The organism is Streptomyces sp. NPDC055243 (assembly GCF_044544025.1).
Taxonomy (GTDB): Bacteria; Actinomycetota; Actinomycetes; order Streptomycetales; family Streptomycetaceae; genus Streptomyces.
In genome coordinates this window covers 71,743-90,071 of sequence record NZ_JBITWR010000009.1, presented here as the reverse complement: position 1 = coordinate 90,071, position 18,329 = coordinate 71,743, and the positions used below count along the sequence as shown (strand labels likewise).

The following is an 18,329-nucleotide window of genomic DNA, read 5'->3' as shown; positions in this document are numbered from 1 at the left end:
CGCCCCCGAAGACTCCCGGCATGCGCACCTACCGCGAGCTCTTCCGCACCCCGGAGTTCACGCCCTTCTTCCTGACCGCCTCCTTCCAGGTGGCGGCCCAGACGGTGAGCGGCCTCGCCCTCGGCACGCTGATCTACGACAGGACCGGCTCGCCGCTGCTCTCCGCCCTCGGCATGTTCGGCCCCTCGCTGGCCCAAGTACTGGGCGCCACGGCCCTGCTGTCGGCCGCCGACCGGCTGCCGCCGCGCGCCGCGACGGCGGGCCTCGCGCTGGTCTTCGGCGTGGCCACCGCCGCGCAGGCCCTGCCAGGCCTGCCGCTGTGGGCCGCCTTCGCGCTGCTCCTGGGCCTTGGGACGCTGTCCTCGCTCGGCGGCGGTGTGCGCTACGGGCTGCTGAACGAGATCCTCGCCAGGGAGGGCTTCCTGCTCGGCCGCTCCGTGCTGAACATGTCCGGCGGCACGATGCAGATCTGCGGCTTCGGGCTCGGCGGCGTCCTGGTCGCCACGCTCTCGGCGCGCGGCACGCTGCTCGCGGGCGCCGGTCTCTACCTCGCGGCGGCGGTCGTCGCGCGCTGCGGGCTGCGCCGCAGGGCGCCGCGCGCCACGGGCCGCCCCTCGGTCGCCGAGACCTGGCGCACGAACGCGCTGCTGTGGTCGTGCGGACACCGCCGCACGGTGTACCTCGCGCTCTGGGTGCCCAATGGGCTGATCGTCGGCTGCGAGTCCCTCTTCGTGCCGTACGCGCCCGGTGACGCCGGGCTGCTCTTCGCCTTCGCCGCGTTCGGGATGCTCGTCGGTGACGTGCTCGCCGGACGGCTCCTGTCGCGCCGGTGGCGGGAGCGGCTCGCCGCGCCGCTTCGGCTGCTGCTCGCCGTCCCGTATCTGCTCCTCGCGGTGCGGCCGGGGCTGCCCTTCGCGCTGACGGCGGTCGCGCTCGCCTCGGTCGGGTTCTCGGCGAGCCTGCTGCTCCAGGAGCAGCTGATGGCCCTGACGCCGGACGAGTCGAGCGGGCACGCCCTTGGCCTGCACGCGTCCGGGATGCTCACGATGCAGGGCGTGGGCGCCGCGCTCGCGGGCGCGGTGGCCCAGCTGACGTCGGCGCCGGCCGCCATGGCCGTGCTCGCCATGGCGTCCGTCGCCGTCACGCTCGCCCTCGCGCCGGGCCTGCGGTCAGCGGCTCAGGCGAGCCGCTCGACCGCCGCGGCCACCCGCTCGTCCGTGGCGGTCAGCGCGACACGTACGAAGCGGTCGCCCGCCGGGCCGTAGAAGTCGCCGGGGGCCACGAGGATGCCCAGGCCCGCGAGGTGCCCGACGGTGTCCCAGCAGGACTCGTCGCGGGTCGCCCACAGGTACAGGCTCGCCTCGCTGTGCTCGATGCGGAAGCCGTGCTTCAGGAGGGCCTCGCGCAGGGCGGTGCGCCGGGCCAGGTACCGCTCGCGCTGCTCGCGCACGTGCTGGTCGTCGCCGAGCGCCGCGACGACCGCCGCCTGCGTCGGCGCGGACGTCATCATGCCGCCGTGCTTGCGGATCTGCAGCAGGTCGCCGAGGACGCCCGCGTCACCGGCGACGAACGCGGCTCGGTAGCCCGCGAGGTTCGACCGCTTGGAGAGCGAGTGGACGGCGAGGAGTCCCTCGAACGAACCACCGCACACGTCCGGGTGCAGGACCGAGACGGGCTCCGCGTCCCAGCCCAGCTCCAGGTAGCACTCGTCGCTCACGATGAGCACGCCGTGCTCGCGCGCCCAGGCGACCGTGCGGGTCAGCTCGTCCTTGGACAGGACGCGACCGGTGGGGTTCGAGGGCGAGTTGAGCCAGAGCAGCTTGAGGTTCGTGGGGTCGAGATCGGTGGGGTCGTCGTACGCGACGTACTCCGCGCGGGCCAGACGCGCGCCCACCTCGTACGTCGGGTAGGCGAGGCGCGGGTAGGCGACGACGTCGCCCGGGCCCAGGCCCAGCTGCGTCGGGAGCCAGGCCACCAGCTCCTTGGAGCCGACGATCGGCAGCACGTTCCGGTGCGTCACGTCGCGTGCGCCAAGGCGCCGCTCGCACCAACCGGTGATCGCGTCGCGCAGCTCGGGCGTGCCCCAAACCGTCGGATAGCCCGGCGAGTCCGCCGCCGCGACCAGCGCTTTCTGGATCAGCTCCGGGACCGGGTCGACCGGGGTGCCCACCGACAGGTCGACGATGCCGCCGGGGTGGGCGGCCGCCGTGGCCTTGTAGGGCTCGAGCTTGTCCCAGGGGAAGGTGGGAAGGCGGCCGGTAAGACCGGAGACTACGGACACGTGCTGACTCCCGTGCTGCGTGTATGGACAAATGCCCCGGTCCCGTACAGCGACGAATGCCGTACGGGACCGGGGCGGCGCTTCAAGCTGCCGTTACTGGTTCTGCGGCGGCAATGCGGCGATGAAGGCGTGGTCGCGCTCGATCAGGCCGAGCTTGCTGGCACCACCGGGCGAACCGAGCTCGTCGAAGAACTCGACGTTCGCCTTGTAGTAGTCCTTCCACTCTTCCGGAGTGTCGTCTTCATAGAAGATCGCCTCGACCGGGCAGACCGGTTCACAGGCTCCGCAGTCGACGCATTCGTCCGGGTGGATGTACAAGGACCGGGAGCCCTCGTAAATGCAGTCGACCGGGCACTCCTCGATGCACGCCTTGTCCTTGACGTCGACACAAGGCTGCGCGATGACGTATGTCACGCTGTCGTTCCTCCTCGATACGGGCGTTGGCGGGCCGTCTTCAGGCTCCGCTCGCCTGGCGCGCGGGAGCGCGGCGTCGTCGATGCCCGCCTCTAGTATCTCCGTTCCCGGGCGTGATCCGAACAGGAGGGGCGTACAGAGCTGTGGAATTCACTGCGGGCGGACGGCTTGAGGTCCGTATCACCCCTGCTGACGTGGGCAGACGCGTGTCGGTCCGACGCCTCAACGACAGGTCGAGGACGGCCGGTAAGTTCACTGACACGGTGGGTGTTCTCACATCGTGGGACGATGGTGTGGTACTGATCACACGCCGTGACGGCGAGCGTGTCCGCATCGTGGAGAGCGACCTGGTGGCGGGCAAGGTGGTCCCCGCGGCCCCGGCCCGCAGGCGCGGCCCCGCGGCGACGTACGCGGAGCTGGCCCGGGCGGCCGCGCGGGCCTGGCAGCCCGTGGAGAGCGAGCCGCTCGGCGAGTGGCAGCTGCGGGCGGCGGGCGGCTTCACCCGGCGGGCCAACTCGGTGCTGCCGACGGGCGATCCGGGACGACCTCTTAACGAGGCACTCGCGTACGTACGTCAGTGGTACGAGGAGCGGGAGCTGCCCGCCTACATACAGACCGCGACCGGGGCCGAGGGCACCCAGGAGCTGCTCTGCGCGGAGCTGGAGGAGCGGGGCTGGGAGCGCGAGGTGAGCTCGGAGATCCACGTCGGCGCGCTCGCGCCGCTCGGCGATCCGGACCTGCCCGACACGACCGTGGAAAGGGTGCATCTTTCACGCTCTTTCGACGAGGCATGGCTGCGGCGGTACAAGCGATTCGGGGTCCCGGGACCTCATGTGCTCAAGGTGCTGGCGGGCGGCCCCTCGGTGTGGTTCGCTTCCGTGCCCGGGGCCTCATCCGACGCGGGGCCCGCGGCCATCGGGCGCTGCGTCGTGGACGGGCGCTGGGCGGGATTCATGGCGGTCGAGGTGGATCCGGCGCACCGCAGGCAGGGACTTGCGACCGCGGTGATGGCCGCGCTGTCCCGGCAGGCGCTCGCCGAAGGCGCTTCGGCGGCCTGGCTACAGGTCGAGGACGACAACGAAGGTGCGCGGAAGCTGTACGGCGGGCTTGGCTTCGCCGCTCACCACACGTACCACCACTATCGATACCCGTCGGCCCGGTAGCTCTACCGGGCCGGCTCGGTAAGTAAGGCACGAGGCACGCATGCACGAGGAGTCAAGGACTGCCGCGTCCCGGCGGCGGTTCGCTGAGGAGGCCAGGTCCGAGCGGCCCGACCTGTCCCTGCTGTGCCTCCTGCTGAGCGCGGAGGCGGACCCCGAACTCGGTGACGACGGCATCGACGCGGCACAGATCGAGCTCGACCGGCTCGCCGGGCTGCTGCCCTACCGCCCCGGCGGGGCCCGGGAGTGGGCGGCGGCGCTCGCCGAACTCCTGGGCGCGCGGTGCGGGTTCATGGGGACGCCAACCGACTACCAGCGGCTGGAGTCCTCCCTCCTGCACGAGGTGCTCCAGCGCCGCCGCGGGCTTCCGATCCTGCTCTCGGTGGTGTGGATCGAGGTGGCACGCCGGGCGGGCGCGCCCGTCTACGGCGTCGCGCTGCCCGGTCACTTCGTGGTCGGCTTCGGCGCCCGTGACGAGCAGGTGCTGACCGATCCGTTCGCCGGTGGGCGGCTTTTGACGGGCGAGGACGCGGAGCTGCTGGTGGCCGGTTCCTCGGGCGGCACGGTGTCCTCCTCGATGCTGACGCCCGCCGATCCGCTCAACATCGTGCTGCGCATCCTCAACAACATCCGCGCGTGGGCCGCGGCCCGCCCCGAGCGCTCGGACGTCGCCCTCTGGGCGGTCGAGCTCTCCCTGCTGCTGCCGTCGCATCCGGCGCGACTGCGCTACGAACGGGCCCAACTCCTCGTCCAGCGCGGCGACTTCCTCGCGGGCGCGGCGGAGCTGGAGACCTACGCCGACGTGGTGACGACGGTGGAGCCGACCACGGCGGACCGCGTGCGGGACCAGGCACGGGCCGCGCGGGCCATGCTCAACTGACCGCTCCCGTGCGGGCGTAGCGCCCCGGAGCGATGCCCACCACCCGCTTGAAGTGCCGGGTGAGGTGCGACTGGTCGTAGAAACCGGCGGCGATCGCCACCTCCCCCGGCCGCTGACCGGCCAGCAGGAGACGGCGGGCGCGGTCGACGCGGCGGGACATCAGGTACTGGTGCGGCGCGATGCCGAAGGCCCCGCTGAAGGCGCGCACGAGGTGGCTGGGGTGGGCGTGGACCAGGCGTGCGGCCTCGTCCAGGCTCACGCCGTCGAGCAGCCGCGCGTCGAGGAGGTCGCGGAGGTCGTGGGCGACGCCCCTGCCGGGGGTGTCGGGGATGCCGGTGGTGAGCCTGGGGCGCAGGTGGCCGCGCAGCCGCTCGCTGATCAGCGCAAGGCGGCTCTCGGCCTCCAGCTCGTCGCCCCGGCGCGCGAGGGCCGCGTGCAGCTGGCCCACGCGCTTGCGCAGGACGGGGTCGACCAGGTCGGGGCCGTCCACCGCGGGGCCGATGAAGCCGGCGTCCAGCTGCGTCATGTCCAGGTAGAGCACGCGCTTGCGGAAGCCGTCGGGGGTGGCGGGCGAGCCGTTGTGCGGGACCTGCGGCGGGAGCAGCGAGACGGTGTCGCCCGGGGTGCCGTGCTCGTGGCGGTCCAGGTCGTAGCGGACGGCTCCGTCGTCCACGATCAGCAGCGTCCACGCGTCGTGGACGTGCATCGGATAGGCGTGCTCGGTGAAATGGGCGTGGAAGACCTCCACCACACCCGCGACCGGCGGGCGCCATGCGGATATCTCCTGCCGGGCCACCATGCAAGAAACGTACAAGACGCGGCGTCGGACGGCTCGGCAGTCTTGAGGCATGAGAACCACCGCTGAGACACAGACCGCCGAGACCGCGGGCGCCGGGGCGCAGAGGCAGGGCAGCACGGGTGAGACGCGGACCGCGGGCGTCACGGGCGAGGCGCCCGTCCGCTTCGACACGAAGATCGCCGTCCTGCTCCGTGACGACCTGGAGACCTGGCAGCGCCTCAACGTGACGGCGTTCCTGGTCAGCGGGCTCGGCACGGCGGCGCCCGAGGTGATCGGCGAGCCGTACGAGGACGCCGACGCCACCCCCTACCTGCCGATGTTCCGCCAGCCCGTCCTGGTCTTCGAGGGGTCGAAGGAGACGCTGACCGCCGCGCACGGCCGCGTCCTGTCCCGTTCGCTGCCGAGGGCGGTCTTCACCTCGGACCTGTTCGCCACCGGCAACGACCGGGACAACCGGGCGGCGGTGCGGGCCGTGCCCGGTGATCAGCTCGACCTGGTGGGGATCGCCGTCCACGGTCCGCGCAACGCCGTCGACAAGGTCCTCAAAGGGGCCCGGATGCACCCTTGACCGACGCGGGCGGCACGGCGGGGTGAGATCGGAGCGCTATCGATCGGCCCGGCAGGGCACGAAGCACCTATGCACCCCCAATCCCTGGAGCGGCGACGCCTCTTCGCCGATCAGGCACGGTCGGCGCGGCCCGATCTCGCGCAGCTGTGCCTGCTGATCGGCGCGGAGGCGGACCCGGATCTCGACGAAGCGGGCATGCGTGCGGCGCGGCGCATCCTCGACCGCCTTGCCGACCAGCTGACCGAGCGGCTGCCCGACCAGACCGGCGGCCCCCGGTCCTGGGCGCTCGCGCTGGCCGAACTGCTCGGCACGCGCTACGGGTTCAAGGGCAGGCCCGGCGACTACCAGCACCTCCGGTCCGTGCTCCTGCACGAGGTGCTGCGCAGACGCAGGGGCCTGCCCATCCTGCTGTCGGTGGTGTGGATCGAGGTGGCACGCCGCGCGGGCGTGCCCGTCCACGGGGTGGCCCTGCCCGGTCACTTCGTGGTCGGCTTCGGCACCCGCGACGAGCAGGTGCTCGCCAATCCCTTCGCGGGCGGGCACCTGCTGTCCTACACGGACGCGGAGTTGATGGTGGCGGGCGCCACCGGCGCGCCGCTCGCGCCGTCGATGCTGAGCCCCGCCGGGCCCCTCGACATCGTGCTGCGCGTCCTCAACAACATCCGCGCGTGGGCCGCGGCCCGCCCCGAGCGCTCGGACGTCGCGCTCTGGGCGGTGGAGCTCTCCCTGCTGCTGCCGTCGCACTCCGACCGGCTGCACTACGACCGGGCCCAACTCCTCGTCCAGCGCGGCGACTTCCTCACCGGCGCGCTGGAGATCGAGACGTACGCCGACGCCCTGGCCGCCACCGACGAGGCGACGGCGGTGCGGCTGCGCCAGGAGGCGCACGGGGCGCGGGCGATGCTGAACTGACCCATCAGGACGGGCGGTTCAGAGCCAGCCCTTGTCCCGGGCGACCTTGACCGCCTCGGCGCGGTTGCGCACGGCCAGCTTCTGGATCGCCGTCGAGAGGTAGTTGCGGACCGTGCCCGGGGAGAGGTGCAGGGCCGTGGCGAGTTCGGCGTTGGTGGCGCCGTCGGCCGCCGCGCGCAGGACCTCGCGCTCGCGGTCGGTCAGCGGGTTCGCGCCCCCGGCGAGCGCCGCGGCCGCGAGCGTGGGGTCGATGACCCGCTCCCCCGCGAGGACCTTGCGGACCGCGGCGGCGAGCTGCGCCGCGGGCGCGTCCTTGACGAGGAAGGCGTCGGCGCCCGCCTCCATGGCGCTGCGCAGATAGCCGGGGCGGCCGAAGGTGGTGAGCACCACGATCTTCAGCTCCGGGAGCGCGGCGCTGAGTTCGGCCGCCGCCTCGATGCCCGTGCTGCCGGGCATCTCGATGTCGAGCAGCGCCACGTCCACCGCGTGTTCGCGCGCCGCCGCCAGGACCTCGTCGCCGCGGGCCACCTGGGCGACCACCTCGATGTCCGGCTCCAGGCCGAGCAGCGCCGCGAGCGCCTCGCGGACCATCGACTGGTCCTCGGCGAGGAGCACCCTGACGGCGGGGCCCGCACTGTTCGTCCTCATGCGGAGGATCCTAGAGCCGAAGATCCCGAAGCGGAGCCGCCGCCCTCGTCGGCGCCGCTCTGGCCCGCGCCGTCGCCCTCACCCAGCGGCACCCGGACCGTGAGCCTGAAGCCCTTGCGGTCGCCGGGCCCCACGTCGAGGACGCCGCCCACCGCCTCCACGCGCTCGGTCAGACCCGCCAGGCCGTTGCCCTGGGCCGTGCCGGAGCCGCCCCTGCCGTCGTCCTCCACCGACAGCTCGACCACAGGGCCGTCCAGGGTGTGCCGCGACGTGAACGCCACCGTGCAGCGGCGCGCACCGCTGTGCCGCACGACGTTCGTCACCGCCTCGCGCAGCGCCCAGGCCAGCGCCGTCTCGCCCTGCTCGGCGGGCAGCACGGCGGGCGCCTGAAGCGGTACGTCGGCCTCGACACCGGCGGCGGTCAGCGCCGTGCGGGCGCCCGCGAGCTCGCCGGCCAGGGTGCGCCTGCGGTAGCCGGAGACCGCCTCGCGCACGTCCACCAGGGCCTGGCGGCTGACCTGCTCGATGTCGGCCACCTGCCGCGCGGCCTTGTCGGGGTGGTCCGGGAGCATCCGCCCGGCCAGCTCGCTCTTCAGGGTGATCAGGGAGAGCGAGTGGCCGAGGAGGTCGTGCAGATCGCGGGCGAGCCGCAGCCGCTCCTCGTTGGCGGCCAGTTGGGCGACGGTGGCCCGTGCCTGGCGCAGCTCGATCGTCGTACGGACCAGCTCGCGTACGCCGGTCATCGCGAAGCCGACCAGGAGGGTCAGCACGGCGAGGCTGCCGAGCAGGTCCTTGACGCTGTCGGTGCGCAGGCCGACCGCGATCATCACGCCGGTGACGGCCGGGATGACCCACATCGCGTGCCGCATCGGCAGCACGGCCCCCGCGGACACCGCCACGTACACGAAGAGCCCCAGCCAGGCCGTGCCGAAGGCGAACGACAGGACGACGGCCAGCACGAGCAGCGTGCCGAACGACACGTGCACCGCACGCCAGTCGAACACCTGGGAGGTGTAGCGGAAGACCAGGGCCAGATAGCAGGCCACGAAGGCCGCAAGGCCCAGCCAGCCGAGCACCGTGGCCGCCCCGCCACGGTCCGTCCCCAGCAGGTCCTCCACCGGACTGGCCATGAAGACCAGCCAGATGCCGATCCACAGCGCCTTGGTCAGGAGCTGGCGGCGGTCCGCCACCGGACGGCCGAAGCTGTGCAGGGGGTGGCTCCGCTCGGTGCAACCGTCGGTGTCCTTCACGCCTTCGATGTGTCCTTCCGGTACAGCCATGCCGCGCCGCCCGCGAAGAGGACGAAGTACCCGACGAGGAGCGCGATGTCCTTGGCGTGCGGGGCGTCGCCCAGTTCGATGGCCTGTCCGAGGGCAGCGTACGCATGGGTCGGCAGCCAGGTCGCGATGTCACTCAGCCACTGCGGGAAGGTGGCCGTGGGCATCCACAGGCCGCCGAGCACGGAGAGCCCGAAGTACACGATCATCGTGATGGGGCGGACCGCGTCACCGGTCGCGAGATAGCCGATGGCCACACCGAGCGCGGCGAAGCAGAGGCTGCCCGCCCAGATCGCGCCGGTCAGCGCCAGCCACTGCCAGGCCTCCAGGCGTACGTCCTTGACGGCCGCGGCGACCACGAACACCACGACGATCGACGGCAGGCTGACCACGGCGGCGCTCGCCGTCTTGGCGATCACATAGCCGCGTCCCGGCAGGCTGGTCAGGCGCAGCTGGCGCACCCAGCCGCTCTCGCGCTCCTTGGCGATGCGCTCGCTGTTGCCCATGAGGACGGCGGTGAGGGCGCCGAACGACGCCATCGACACCATGAAGAAGGCGGGGAGCGCGAGTCCGCTGTCGCCGACCATCTCCGTGCCGCTCCGGCCGCCCGCGATGATCAGGAAGAGCATCGAGGGATAGATCACCGAGAAGAACAGGAACTTCTTGTTGCGCAGGGCGCGGACGATCTCCAGCTTGATCAGCATGTCCCGGCCTCCTTCTTGGCCTCCTCGGCCTCGGTGATCGCCACGAAGGCCTGCTCCAGGCCGAGTCCCGCGACTTCGAGGTTGCGGGGGTAAAGGCCGAGCCCGTACAGCGCGTGCACGGTGGCGTCGGCGTCCGTCGACTGGAGCCGTACGGTGTGCCCGGAGACGTCCACGGCGGTGAGGAAGGGCAGGGCGCCGAGCTTCTCCGCGAGCGCGGCGTCCAGCTCCGGCAGGTCGAAGGAGACCTTCCGCGCCCCGGCCTCCGCCTTGATCTCGGCGGCCGTGCCGTCCGCGAGGATTCGGCCGCGGTGCAGGACCAGGACCCGGTCCGCGATCGCGTCGGCCTCTTCCAGGTAGTGCGTGGCGAAGAGGACCGTGCGGCCCTGGTCGGCCTGCTCGCGCATGGTGGCCCAGAAGGCCTGGCGCACGGTGACGTCCATGCCGGTGGTCGGCTCGTCCAGGACGATCAGGTCGTTCGCGCCGGCGGTCGCGAGTGCGAACCGCACGCGCTGCTCCTGACCGCCGGAGAGCTTGTTGACCTTGCGGGCGGCGAGCTGGGTGATGCCCGCGGCGGCCAGTACGTCGTTCACGCGGTACGGCCTGGGGTGCAGATCGCAGGCGAGCCGCACCAGCTCGCGGACGGTGACGTCCTCCATCAGGCCGCCGCTCTGCAGCATCGCGCCGACCCGGCCCGCGGTGATCGCCTCACGCGGACTCGTGCCGAAGACGCGCACGGTCCCGCTGTCCGCGTTCCGCAGGCCGAGCAGGAGGTCGAGCGTGGTGGACTTGCCCGCGCCGTTCGGCCCGAGGAGGGCGACGGTCTCGCCGGGGTGGAGATCGAGCGTGAGGGAGTCCACGGCGCGGACGTCCCGGAAGCTCTTGGTCACCTGGTCGAAGCTCACCGCGGTGACGGGCGGTGCTGCGGTCGTCGTCATGTGATCCATCGTCGCCAGGGGCGGCCGACGGCGGCAGTGTCGTGTGTGCCGGGTCCGGGATGACAGATGTCATGCCGGAGGTCGTGCGGAAGGCCGGACGGTTCACTTCCGTGAGCCGTCCGGCCTCCGAGTGCGTGCGGGAATCAGCTGGCGTTGGTCTCGATGACGCCGATCCGCTCCGCCGGCGTCTTGCCGAGCAGCGCCTTGTTCATGGCCTGGGCCACGTCCGTCGGCTGGACCGGCGTCTTGTCGCCGTTGCCGCGCTGGATCAGGATGCCGTCGAAGACGTTGCCGTACAGCTTCTTGAGCTCCGCGAGGTTGTAGTGCGCCTGCAGCGTGCCGTTGTCGAGGACCTTGGTCTCCAGGATCTTCGGCAGCGACTTCGAGGGGCCGAACGGGATCGAGGCGTTGCCCGCCTTGATCGTGACGTTGGCGGACATGGCGGGCTTCGCGAAGCGCGTCATGAACTTGTCGACCTCGGCGTTCGCGACGGTCGGCTTGCGGGTCGTGACGGGTACGTCGACGGTGCCGGCGCTGCCGGTCTCGACCTGCTTCTTGTAGCCCTCGGAGACGGCGGTCACCGACGCGTCGACGTCGATGCCCTTGCCCTCCTTGCCGTACACGGGGACGGCCTTGCCGGGCACGAACTTGACCGAGCCCTCCTTGGCCGAGCCCGAGCCGCCCGCGGCGCGCTCCAGGGCGGCCGCCAGCTTCTCCTCGTCCACGGGCATGACCGGCTCGGCGACGCGCTCGCCGCCGAAGAGCGATCCGATCACCGACACGGGGTTGTAGTCGCTGCCCGCCGCCTCGCGGACGGTGGCCTGGCTGTCCAGGGTCAGGCCCGCCTGGTCCGGCTTGAGCGTGACCGCTTCGCCGTCGACCGACAGCTTCAGAGGCTTGGCGACGCGCTCGCCGATCGCCCCGTCGAGCTTCTTGACGGCCTCGTCGCGCGTGCCGCCGCCGATGTCGACGCCGAGCACGGTGGTGCCCTTCGGCACGTCCGCGTGGTTCATCAAGAGACCGGCGCCGTAGGCACCGCAGGCCACGACGACGACCAGGACGCCCACGAGAACGAGCTTGTTGCGCCCCTTCTTCTTGGGCGGGGACGCGGCGACGGGCACGTTCGGCTGCACCGGCTCGGGCAGCTTGGGCGGGGTGTGCGGCACGGGTCCGTCGGTGTGCGGGCCCGCGGCGAACGGCGAGTTCTGGGCGGGCGGTACGACGGGGATGCCGCTGGTCAGGGTGTCGCCGGAGACGTTGGTCCCGGGCGAGGGCGCGCTCGGGCCGCCGGGGATGGAACCGGGGCCGCCGTGCACCGGACCGCCGCCCGGGCCCTGGAGGGGGCCCGCCTTCTGCGGCGTGAGGATGGCGGTGTCGTCGCCCATGGCGGGCGCACCGGCGCCCGCGCCCGAACGGGCGGCGGGGTTGGCCGGGTTGGGGCGGCTGCCCGGGTTGGGGCGGTTGCCGGGATTGCCGGGACTGCCCGAGTTCGGCGGTGCCATCGGGTTCGCCCGGCCTGCCGGGTTGGCCTGGTTCGCCGGGTGGGACGGGTCGCCGGAGCCCGGCGACATCGGACCGTCGCCGGTCACCGGGCCGCCGGTCGGGCCCGAGGGGCCGCGGCCGCCGTCACCGGCGCCGCCTCCGGAGAAGTACGGCAGGTCCCCGCGCTGCGGGTCGCCGCCCTGCGGCGCGCCCGTGCCGAGCGGGCCCGATGCCACGGCGCCGGACACGTCGAAGGAGCCCGTACCGGAACCGCCCGCTCCCTGACCGGACGGACCGGACGGACCGGACGGACCAGATGAACCGGATGAACCGTTCGAACCGGACGCGGCCGAACCGGTGGGTCCGGCCGAACCGTTCCCGCTCGGGCCCGCACCGCTCTTGCGCGGCGCGAACCAGTCGCTCGTCTTCTCCTCCGCCGGAGCGGAGGGCGACGAAGGACCGGAAGCGGAAGGTCCGGCAGGCGTGGAGCCCGCGCCGGACATCCCGGCGGAAGCGGGCCCTCCGGCACCGTTCGTGGACCCCGGACGCCCCGCGGTGTCCCCGGCGTCGGCCGCGTCCGCCGCCCGGCCGGGGGCCGCGCCCAGCGGACGCGAGGCACCCGCGTCGCTGTCCGTGACGGGCGTGCGCATGACGACCGGTGGGATGGGCCGCGACCCGGGGATGTTGATCCGGATACGCGTGGTCAGCGTGGTCTCGGTCTTGGGCTCGTCGGGCCGCTCGTCGGCGGCCTGCCGCTGCGCGCCCTCCGCGGCGCCGTCCGAAGCGGCGCCCTGTGCGGGGGAGCCGTACGGCGGCGTCCCCGAGGGGTAAGCGGCTCCACCGCGCCCCTGGGGCCCGGAGGACGAACTGTCAGTTTCACGACTCAAGGCAGGTTCTCCCGGTTGGCTCCGCCGCCCGTCTCGACCTCACTCGGGCGGCTCGGCGGCGCGCACCACCATACTGGCCGCCGTCGGCACTCATCCTGTGACCGCCGTCAAACCCGTGCGGTGCACGGGCTGAAGTGGTACGTCACTTGCCAAGTCGGGCGGCGGGCCCGCCTGGTTGCGGCCGCTGACCGAGGGTGGCACACATCACAGCGACCGCCATTCCGCCCAGCAGGAAGGCGTACGACCCGAGTCCCGCGCCGAAGAGGAAGTCTCCCTCGGGCCGGCTGGCCGTGAGCAGCATGACGGCGACGAGCCAGCCCGCCGCCGGCGCCACCGCCCCCGCTCTGGTGCCGATCGCCCGCGCCCCTCCGTAGAAGAGCCCGGCGGCCCCGAGGAGCGCGAGCAGCAACCCGCCCGGGAACCAGCCCCCTTGGACGAGCGCACCGGCCGTCCCGACGACGGCGCCCAGCACGAAGAGACCGGCGTAGGAACCGATGCGGCCGGGATTCAGCGGCTGGGCGAGTGCGCTGCCGCCCGGCGGTGCGGCGGCAGAACCGGAGGCGGAACCACGCGGTCCGGAAGGCGACGCCGAGGTCGCACGCGAACGAGTGCTCACAGCTTCGTCACCCCTTCGAGGTCCGCGTCTTCGAGCCCCGCGAACAGATCCGTCTCTCGCCCGCCGTCCACCGCACCGGCCTCTCCTCGCACCAACTCGTAGTACTCCACATCAAAGATCGGCTGCGCGAGCCCGTTCGACAGGACGAAGAGCGGACCCTGTACCTCGATCTGCGTGGCGTGCGCGCGCATCGCCGCCGCCTTCGCCCGCGCGAAGGCGGTCCCGTCGATCTCCGCCGTGATCCGTTCGTCCTCGGTCACACCGGGCACGTCCGCGACCACGCCGGGGGTCGTGAACGGCGAGTGCCGCAAGGCACCCTCCATCCACCGGAACCGCTCTTCGACGACGGAGCGCGGCGCGCGGTTCCAGTAGATCTTGGCAATGGTGTGCGGTTCACCAAGATCCGCCCGGAAGGCGCCCTCGGCCGCGAGGTCCGCGGCACGCATCGCGACCCGGTGGGCCTGGATGTGATCGGGGTGGCCGTATCCGCCGTTCGGGTCGTACGTCACGAGCACCTGGGGCCGCACCTCGCGGATCACCTCGACGAGGTGCGCGGCGGCGGCGTCGAGATCGGCGGACCAGAACGCGCCCGGCCGGTCGTTCTGCTCGATGCCCATCATCCCGGAGTCGCGGTAGCGGCCGGTGCCGCCGAGGAACCGATGGTCGGTGACCCCCAGCTCCTTCATGGCGGCGGCCAGCTCGCCGATCCGCTGCGGCCCGAGCGCGTCCTCGCGGTCGGGCGCGAGGTGGGCGAGCTCGGGCGGGATGACCTCGCCCTCCTCGCCCAGCGTGCAGGTCACCAACGTGACATGGGCGCCGTCGGCCACGTACTTGGCCATCGTCGCGCCATTGTTGATCGACTCGTCGTCGGGGTGCGCGTGCACGAGCAGCAGACGCCGGGCGGGCAGTTCCGTCATGGGACCACCCTACGAGCACCCCGCACAGTGATCAGAACGTGATGTGCCCGGCTCGAAAATGGATCAGAAATGGATCAGAACTTGATGTCGCCGATCATCCCCGCCACGTTCGTCGTCAGCTCGTTGATCGTCGGGGCGATGGAGGAGCTCGCCAGATAGAAGCCGAGCAACACACAGACGATCATGTGGCCCGTCTTCAATCCTGACTTCTTGACCAGCAAGAAGACAATGATCGCCAGCAGCACCACCGCCGAAATCGAGAGTGCCACGGCGGCTCACCTCCAAGTCCCAGACCCTGCACCAGTGCGGACGCCAGCAGGTACATACCCACTAAGCGCTACGGATCATAACTATCCGTGGGTCCGCATGACTCGGAGCATCGCAGCACAAGGGGGCGCATGCCCCCTAGGCTCAGGGAATGACCATCGAGTTGCCCGCGACCGCGGGGCCCGCCGAGAGCCAGGCGCAGCGGCTCTCCTTCCCTCGACTGCACGCCCGCACGCAGCGGTTCACCCTCGGTGCGCCCCGCGCGTTCACGGTGGCGCCGGACGGGTCCCGCGTCGCCTTCCTGCGCTCGTCGTCCGGCACCGACCGGGCGAACCAACTCTGGGTCCTGGACCTGGAGGACGGCGCGGTCGAGCGCGTCGCGGCCGATCCTCAGGCCCTGTTGAAGGGCGCGGTCGAGCGGCTCTCGGCCGAGGAGCGTGCCCGCCGCGAGCGCAGCCGCGAGGGCGGCGCGGGCATCGTGGGCTACGCGACGGACGCGGCGGTGGAACTCGCCGCCTTCGCCCTCTCCGGCCGGCTCTTCGCGGCCGAGCTGCGCGTGGGCACGGCCCGCGAACTGCCCGCCCCCGCCCCGGTGATCGACCCGCGCCCCTCGCCCGACGGCCGCCACATCGCGTACGTCGCCGGGGGCGCCCTGCGGGTCACGGGCGCCGACGGTGCGGGTGACCGGGCGCTGGTGGCGCCGGAGCCCGACTCCGCCGAGAAGGCGACCGTGACGTACGGCCTCGCGGAGTTCATCGCGGCCGAGGAGATGGGGCGTTCGAGGGGCTTTTGGTGGTCGCCCGATTCGGACCGCCTCCTGGTCGCACGCGCCGACGACGCCCCCGTGCGGCGCTGGTGGATCGCCGATCCCGCGCACCCGGAGACCGAGCCCACGCGGGTCGCCTACCCGGCGGCGGGCACGGCCAACGCGGACGTACGCCTCTTCGTCGTGACCCTGGACGGCGCGCGCACCGAGGTGATGTGGGACCGCGCCCGCTACCCGTACCTGGCCCGTGTGCACTGGTCGTCGGCCGGGGCGCCGCTGCTCCTCGTCCAGTCCCGGGACCAGCTCAGCCAGCTCTACCTGGCGGTGGACCCGGACGACGGCTCGACCCGCATGGTGCACGCGGAGGAGGACCCGCAGTGGCTCGAACTCTTCCCCGGCGCCCCCTCCTGGTCGCCCAGCGGCCGCCTCGTGCGGATCGTGGACGAGGGCGGCGCGCGCGTCCTGGCGGTGGGTGAACGCCCCCTGACGGGACCGCAGTTGCACGTCCGCGCGGTGCTCGACGTGGCCGACGACGACGTGCTGATCTCGGCATCGGCGGGCGAGGCCGCGGCCGTCCCGGAGACCGGCGAGGTGCACGTCTACCGGGTCAACGAACTGGGCGTGGAGCGTGTCTCGCTGGAGCCCGGGGTGCACTCGGCGGTCCGCGCGGGCGGCCTCACGGTCCTCGTGTCGGCCACCCTCGACCAGCCGGGCTCCCGCGTCCAGGTACTGCGTGACGGCAAGCAGGTGGCGACCGTCGCCTCGTACGCGCAGCATCCGGGGCTCACGCCGCGCGTGACTCTCACCGAGGGGGGCGCACGCAAGATCCCGTGCGCCGTCCTGCTCCCCACGGATTACCAGGAGGGCTCCGGCCCCCTGCCGGTGCTCCTCGATCCGTACGGCGGCCCGCACGGCCAGCGGGTCCTCGCGGCCCACAATCCCTACCTCACCTCCCAGTGGTTCGCCGATCAGGGCTTCGCGGTGATCGTCGCGGACGGCCGGGGCACTCCGGGCCGCTCCCCCGCCTGGGAGAAGGAGATCCGGCGCGACTTCACCCTGACCCTGGACGACCAGGTGGACGCGTTGCGGGGACTGGCCGCCTCGCACCCCCTGGACCTGGACCGGGTCGCCATCCGGGGCTGGTCCTACGGCGGTTACCTCGCGGGGCTCGCGGTCCTGCGCCGCCCCGACGTGTTCCACGCGGGGGTGGCGGGGGCGCCGGTGACGGACTGGCAGCTGTACGACACGCACTACACGGAGCGGTACCTGGGCAACCCCGCAAAGGACCCCGCGCCGTACGCCCTGAGCTCCCTCGTCACCGAGGAGGGGCTGGTGACGCCGGAGGAGCCGCACCGGCCGCTGATGATCGTGCACGGTCTCGCGGACGACAACGTGGTGGTGGCGCACGCGTTGCGCCTCTCGTCGGCGCTGCTGGCCGCGGGGCGGCCGCACGAGGTGCTTCCGCTGTCCGGGGTGACGCACATGACCCCGCAGGAGCAGGTGGCGGAGAACCTCCTGCTGCTCCAGGTCGACTTCCTGAAGCGCTCGCTGGGCCTCTCCCGGCCCTAGGGGGGCACGGCGATCGGCCGGGGCGACATGGCATGCCCCGGCCGATCTACGGCACCCGCACGGCCGTACGCGGCTCAGCCTGCCGGGTGCGTATATCGCTGACGCGACGCTGCGATTGCCCACGTGTTAAGGCCCGAACGGGGTCGTTCCCCAGCCCCGCCCCTACGGGACCACCTGCTTCTCCTCCGCGAAGTGGCAGGCCGAGTCGTGGGCCGCGGGCCCCTCGGCGTGGCGGAACTCCGCCGGAACGGCCAGCGCCGGGACCTCCAGAGCGCACCGCTCCTGCGCCTTCCAGCACCGCGTGCGGAAGCGGCAGCCCGACGGCGGGTTCGCCGGGGACGGCACGTCTCCGCTCAGGATGATCCGCTCCCGGTGCTCGCGCGCCTCGGGATCGGGCACCGGCACGGCCGACAGCAGCGCCTGCGTGTACGGATGCGTCGGGTGCTCGTAGATCTCCTCGTCCGAGCCGATCTCCACGATCCGACCCAGGTACATCACGCCCACCCGGTCGGAGATGTGCCGCACGATCGACAGGTCGTGCGCGATGAACACGTACGACAGGTCGAAGTCGTTCTGGAGCTGGTCCAGGAGGTTCACCACCTGCGCCTGGACCGAGACGTCGAGCGCCGAGACCGGCTCGTCCGCCACGATGATCTCGGGGCGCAGCGCCAACCCCCGCGCGATCCCGATCCGCTGGCGCTGGCCGCCGGAGAACTGGTGCGGATAGCGGTGGATGTACTCGGGGTTCAGGCCGACCACGTCGAGCAGTTCCTGCACCTTCCGCCGCCGCGAGCCCTTGGGCGCGACCTCCGGATGGATCTCGTACGGCTCCCCGATGATGTCGCCGACCGTCATGCGCGGATTCAGCGACGTGTACGGGTCCTGGAAGACCATCTGGATGTTGCGGCGCACCGCCTTCAGGGCGCGCCCCGACAGCTTGGTGATGTCCTCGCCCTTGTAGCGGATCTCGCCCGCCGTCGGCCGCTCCAGGTTCACCAGCATCTTCGCGACCGTCGACTTGCCGCAGCCGGACTCCCCCACGATGCCGAGCGTCTCGCCCCGGCCGAGGTCGAAGTCGACGCCGTCGACGGCCTTGACCGCGCCGATCTGCTTGCGGATGACGATGCCCTGGGTGAGCGGGTAGTGCTTGACCAGACCCCGCACCTGGAGGATCGGCTCACGGCCCGACGCCGAGCCGTGCGCGGCGAACTCGCTCTCGGCCCGCGCCTTGTGCATCAGCTGCCGCG

General features: G+C 72.3%; 18 protein-coding genes. 6 read left to right on the top strand and 12 right to left on the bottom strand.

Going from position 1 to position 18,329, the window contains the following annotated elements:
* Positions 1-20 precede the first annotated feature (20 nt).
* The gene (locus tag ACIGXX_RS25625) at positions 21-1,265 is read left to right on the top strand and encodes an MFS transporter (RefSeq protein WP_351163455.1); all 1,245 of its coding nucleotides are present in this window, start codon (positions 21-23) and stop codon (positions 1,263-1,265) included.
* On the opposite strand, the gene ACIGXX_RS25620 is transcribed toward ACIGXX_RS25625, so the two are convergent.
* Positions 1,178-2,281, bottom strand: a complete 1,104-nt coding sequence (locus ACIGXX_RS25620) for a bifunctional succinyldiaminopimelate transaminase/glutamate-prephenate aminotransferase (protein WP_399979116.1) — start codon at positions 2,279-2,281, stop codon at positions 1,178-1,180. The two genes, ACIGXX_RS25625 and ACIGXX_RS25620, sit on opposite strands and share 88 nt — an antisense overlap.
* 93 nt (positions 2,282-2,374) lie before the next feature.
* Positions 2,375-2,695 carry a ferredoxin gene (fdxA, locus tag ACIGXX_RS25615; protein ID WP_030573070.1) on the bottom strand — a complete coding sequence of 107 codons (321 nt, stop codon included), beginning with the start codon at positions 2,693-2,695 and terminating at the stop codon, positions 2,375-2,377.
* 143 nt (positions 2,696-2,838) lie between these two features.
* Here fdxA and ACIGXX_RS25610 point away from each other — a divergent pair, with 143 nt between their 5' ends.
* Positions 2,839-3,858 (top strand): GNAT family N-acetyltransferase, encoded by a 1,020-nt coding sequence (locus tag ACIGXX_RS25610; RefSeq protein ID WP_399979113.1) that lies wholly within the window; start codon positions 2,839-2,841, stop codon positions 3,856-3,858.
* A gap of 40 nt (positions 3,859-3,898) precedes the next feature.
* Entirely contained in the window at positions 3,899-4,735 is an 837-nt protein-coding gene (locus tag ACIGXX_RS25605) for a transglutaminase-like domain-containing protein (RefSeq protein WP_361464428.1), read from the top strand.
* Here ACIGXX_RS25605 and ACIGXX_RS25600 read toward each other — a convergent pair.
* A complete protein-coding gene (locus ACIGXX_RS25600) occupies positions 4,728-5,534 on the bottom strand; it encodes an AraC family transcriptional regulator (protein WP_351163442.1) in 807 nt (268 codons plus the stop codon). The two genes, ACIGXX_RS25605 and ACIGXX_RS25600, sit on opposite strands and share 8 nt — an antisense overlap.
* A 49-nt stretch (positions 5,535-5,583) precedes the next feature.
* Here ACIGXX_RS25600 and ACIGXX_RS25595 point away from each other — a divergent pair, with 49 nt between their 5' ends.
* Both ACIGXX_RS25595 and ACIGXX_RS25590 read left to right on the top strand, forming a co-directional pair.
* Positions 5,584-6,102, top strand: a complete 519-nt coding sequence (locus tag ACIGXX_RS25595) for a DUF2000 domain-containing protein (protein ID WP_361464430.1) — start codon at positions 5,584-5,586, stop codon at positions 6,100-6,102.
* A gap of 69 nt (positions 6,103-6,171) precedes the next feature.
* Entirely contained in the window at positions 6,172-7,014 is an 843-nt protein-coding gene (locus ACIGXX_RS25590; protein ID WP_351163437.1) for a transglutaminase-like domain-containing protein, read from the top strand.
* Between the two features lie 18 nt (positions 7,015-7,032).
* On the opposite strand, the gene ACIGXX_RS25585 is transcribed toward ACIGXX_RS25590, so the two are convergent.
* The 8 genes from ACIGXX_RS25585 to ACIGXX_RS25550 all read right to left on the bottom strand — a co-directional run bounded on the left by ACIGXX_RS25585 (position 7,033) and on the right by ACIGXX_RS25550 (position 14,749).
* Positions 7,033-7,662: a response regulator transcription factor gene (locus ACIGXX_RS25585; protein WP_351163434.1), complete on the bottom strand. Its 630-nt coding sequence runs from the start codon at positions 7,660-7,662 to the stop codon at positions 7,033-7,035.
* Positions 7,659-8,942, bottom strand: coding sequence for a histidine kinase (locus ACIGXX_RS25580; protein ID WP_399979108.1), 1,284 nt, complete (start codon positions 8,940-8,942; stop codon positions 7,659-7,661). The genes ACIGXX_RS25585 and ACIGXX_RS25580 overlap by 4 nt, the downstream gene beginning before the upstream one ends.
* On the bottom strand, positions 8,909-9,643 hold the full coding sequence (locus ACIGXX_RS25575) for an ABC transporter permease (protein WP_399979105.1): 735 nt from the start codon (positions 9,641-9,643) through the stop codon (positions 8,909-8,911). The genes ACIGXX_RS25580 and ACIGXX_RS25575 overlap by 34 nt, the downstream gene beginning before the upstream one ends.
* Positions 9,637-10,578, bottom strand: a complete 942-nt coding sequence (locus ACIGXX_RS25570) for an ABC transporter ATP-binding protein (RefSeq protein ID WP_399979102.1) — start codon at positions 10,576-10,578, stop codon at positions 9,637-9,639. Before ACIGXX_RS25570 ends, ACIGXX_RS25575 begins: the two co-directional genes overlap by 7 nt.
* A gap of 143 nt (positions 10,579-10,721) precedes the next feature.
* Positions 10,722-12,947: a hypothetical protein gene (locus ACIGXX_RS25565; protein ID WP_399979099.1), complete on the bottom strand. Its 2,226-nt coding sequence runs from the start codon at positions 12,945-12,947 to the stop codon at positions 10,722-10,724.
* Positions 12,948-13,089: 142 nt separating this feature from the next.
* A complete protein-coding gene (locus tag ACIGXX_RS25560; RefSeq protein ID WP_351164013.1) occupies positions 13,090-13,458 on the bottom strand; it encodes a DUF6113 family protein in 369 nt (122 codons plus the stop codon).
* A gap of 101 nt (positions 13,459-13,559) precedes the next feature.
* Complete coding sequence (gene mshB, locus ACIGXX_RS25555) at positions 13,560-14,480, bottom strand: N-acetyl-1-D-myo-inositol-2-amino-2-deoxy-alpha-D-glucopyranoside deacetylase (protein WP_366461425.1); 921 nt, start codon at positions 14,478-14,480, stop codon at positions 13,560-13,562.
* A 74-nt stretch (positions 14,481-14,554) separates the two neighbouring features.
* The gene (locus ACIGXX_RS25550) at positions 14,555-14,749 is read right to left on the bottom strand and encodes a hypothetical protein (RefSeq protein ID WP_160507048.1); all 195 of its coding nucleotides are present in this window, start codon (positions 14,747-14,749) and stop codon (positions 14,555-14,557) included.
* 149 nt (positions 14,750-14,898) lie between these two features.
* On the opposite strand from ACIGXX_RS25550, the gene ACIGXX_RS25545 reads away from it, so the two are divergent.
* Positions 14,899-17,082: a prolyl oligopeptidase family serine peptidase gene (locus ACIGXX_RS25545; protein ID WP_399979095.1), complete on the top strand. Its 2,184-nt coding sequence runs from the start codon at positions 14,899-14,901 to the stop codon at positions 17,080-17,082.
* Between the two features lie 162 nt (positions 17,083-17,244).
* Here the strand turns inward: ACIGXX_RS25545 and ACIGXX_RS25540 are convergent, their stop codons facing one another.
* Entirely contained in the window at positions 17,245-18,318 is a 1,074-nt protein-coding gene (locus ACIGXX_RS25540; RefSeq protein ID WP_351164012.1) for a dipeptide ABC transporter ATP-binding protein, read from the bottom strand.
* Positions 18,319-18,329: the final 11 nt, after the last annotated feature.

Bases quoted from the DNA above. Each gene is read 5' to 3' on its own strand.
- ACIGXX_RS25625 (WP_351163455.1), top strand. From the start codon at position 21: ATGCGCACCTACCGCGAGCTCTTCCGCACCCCGGAGTTCACGCCCTTC.
- ACIGXX_RS25605 (WP_361464428.1), top strand. From the start codon at position 3,899: ATGCACGAGGAGTCAAGGACTGCCGCGTCCCGGCGGCGGTTCGCTGAG.
- ACIGXX_RS25600 (WP_351163442.1), bottom strand. From the start codon at position 5,534: ATGGTGGCCCGGCAGGAGATATCCGCATGGCGCCCGCCGGTCGCGGGT.
- ACIGXX_RS25595 (WP_361464430.1), top strand. From the start codon at position 5,584: ATGAGAACCACCGCTGAGACACAGACCGCCGAGACCGCGGGCGCCGGG.
- ACIGXX_RS25590 (WP_351163437.1), top strand. From the start codon at position 6,172: ATGCACCCCCAATCCCTGGAGCGGCGACGCCTCTTCGCCGATCAGGCA.
- ACIGXX_RS25585 (WP_351163434.1), bottom strand. From the start codon at position 7,662: ATGAGGACGAACAGTGCGGGCCCCGCCGTCAGGGTGCTCCTCGCCGAG.
- ACIGXX_RS25580 (WP_399979108.1), bottom strand. From the start codon at position 8,942: ATGGCTGTACCGGAAGGACACATCGAAGGCGTGAAGGACACCGACGGT.
- ACIGXX_RS25575 (WP_399979105.1), bottom strand. From the start codon at position 9,643: ATGCTGATCAAGCTGGAGATCGTCCGCGCCCTGCGCAACAAGAAGTTC.
- ACIGXX_RS25570 (WP_399979102.1), bottom strand. From the start codon at position 10,578: ATGACGACGACCGCAGCACCGCCCGTCACCGCGGTGAGCTTCGACCAG.
- mshB (WP_366461425.1), bottom strand. From the start codon at position 14,480: ATGACGGAACTGCCCGCCCGGCGTCTGCTGCTCGTGCACGCGCACCCC.
- ACIGXX_RS25545 (WP_399979095.1), top strand. From the start codon at position 14,899: ATGACCATCGAGTTGCCCGCGACCGCGGGGCCCGCCGAGAGCCAGGCG.
- ACIGXX_RS25540 (WP_351164012.1), bottom strand. From the start codon at position 18,318: ATGCACAAGGCGCGGGCCGAGAGCGAGTTCGCCGCGCACGGCTCGGCG.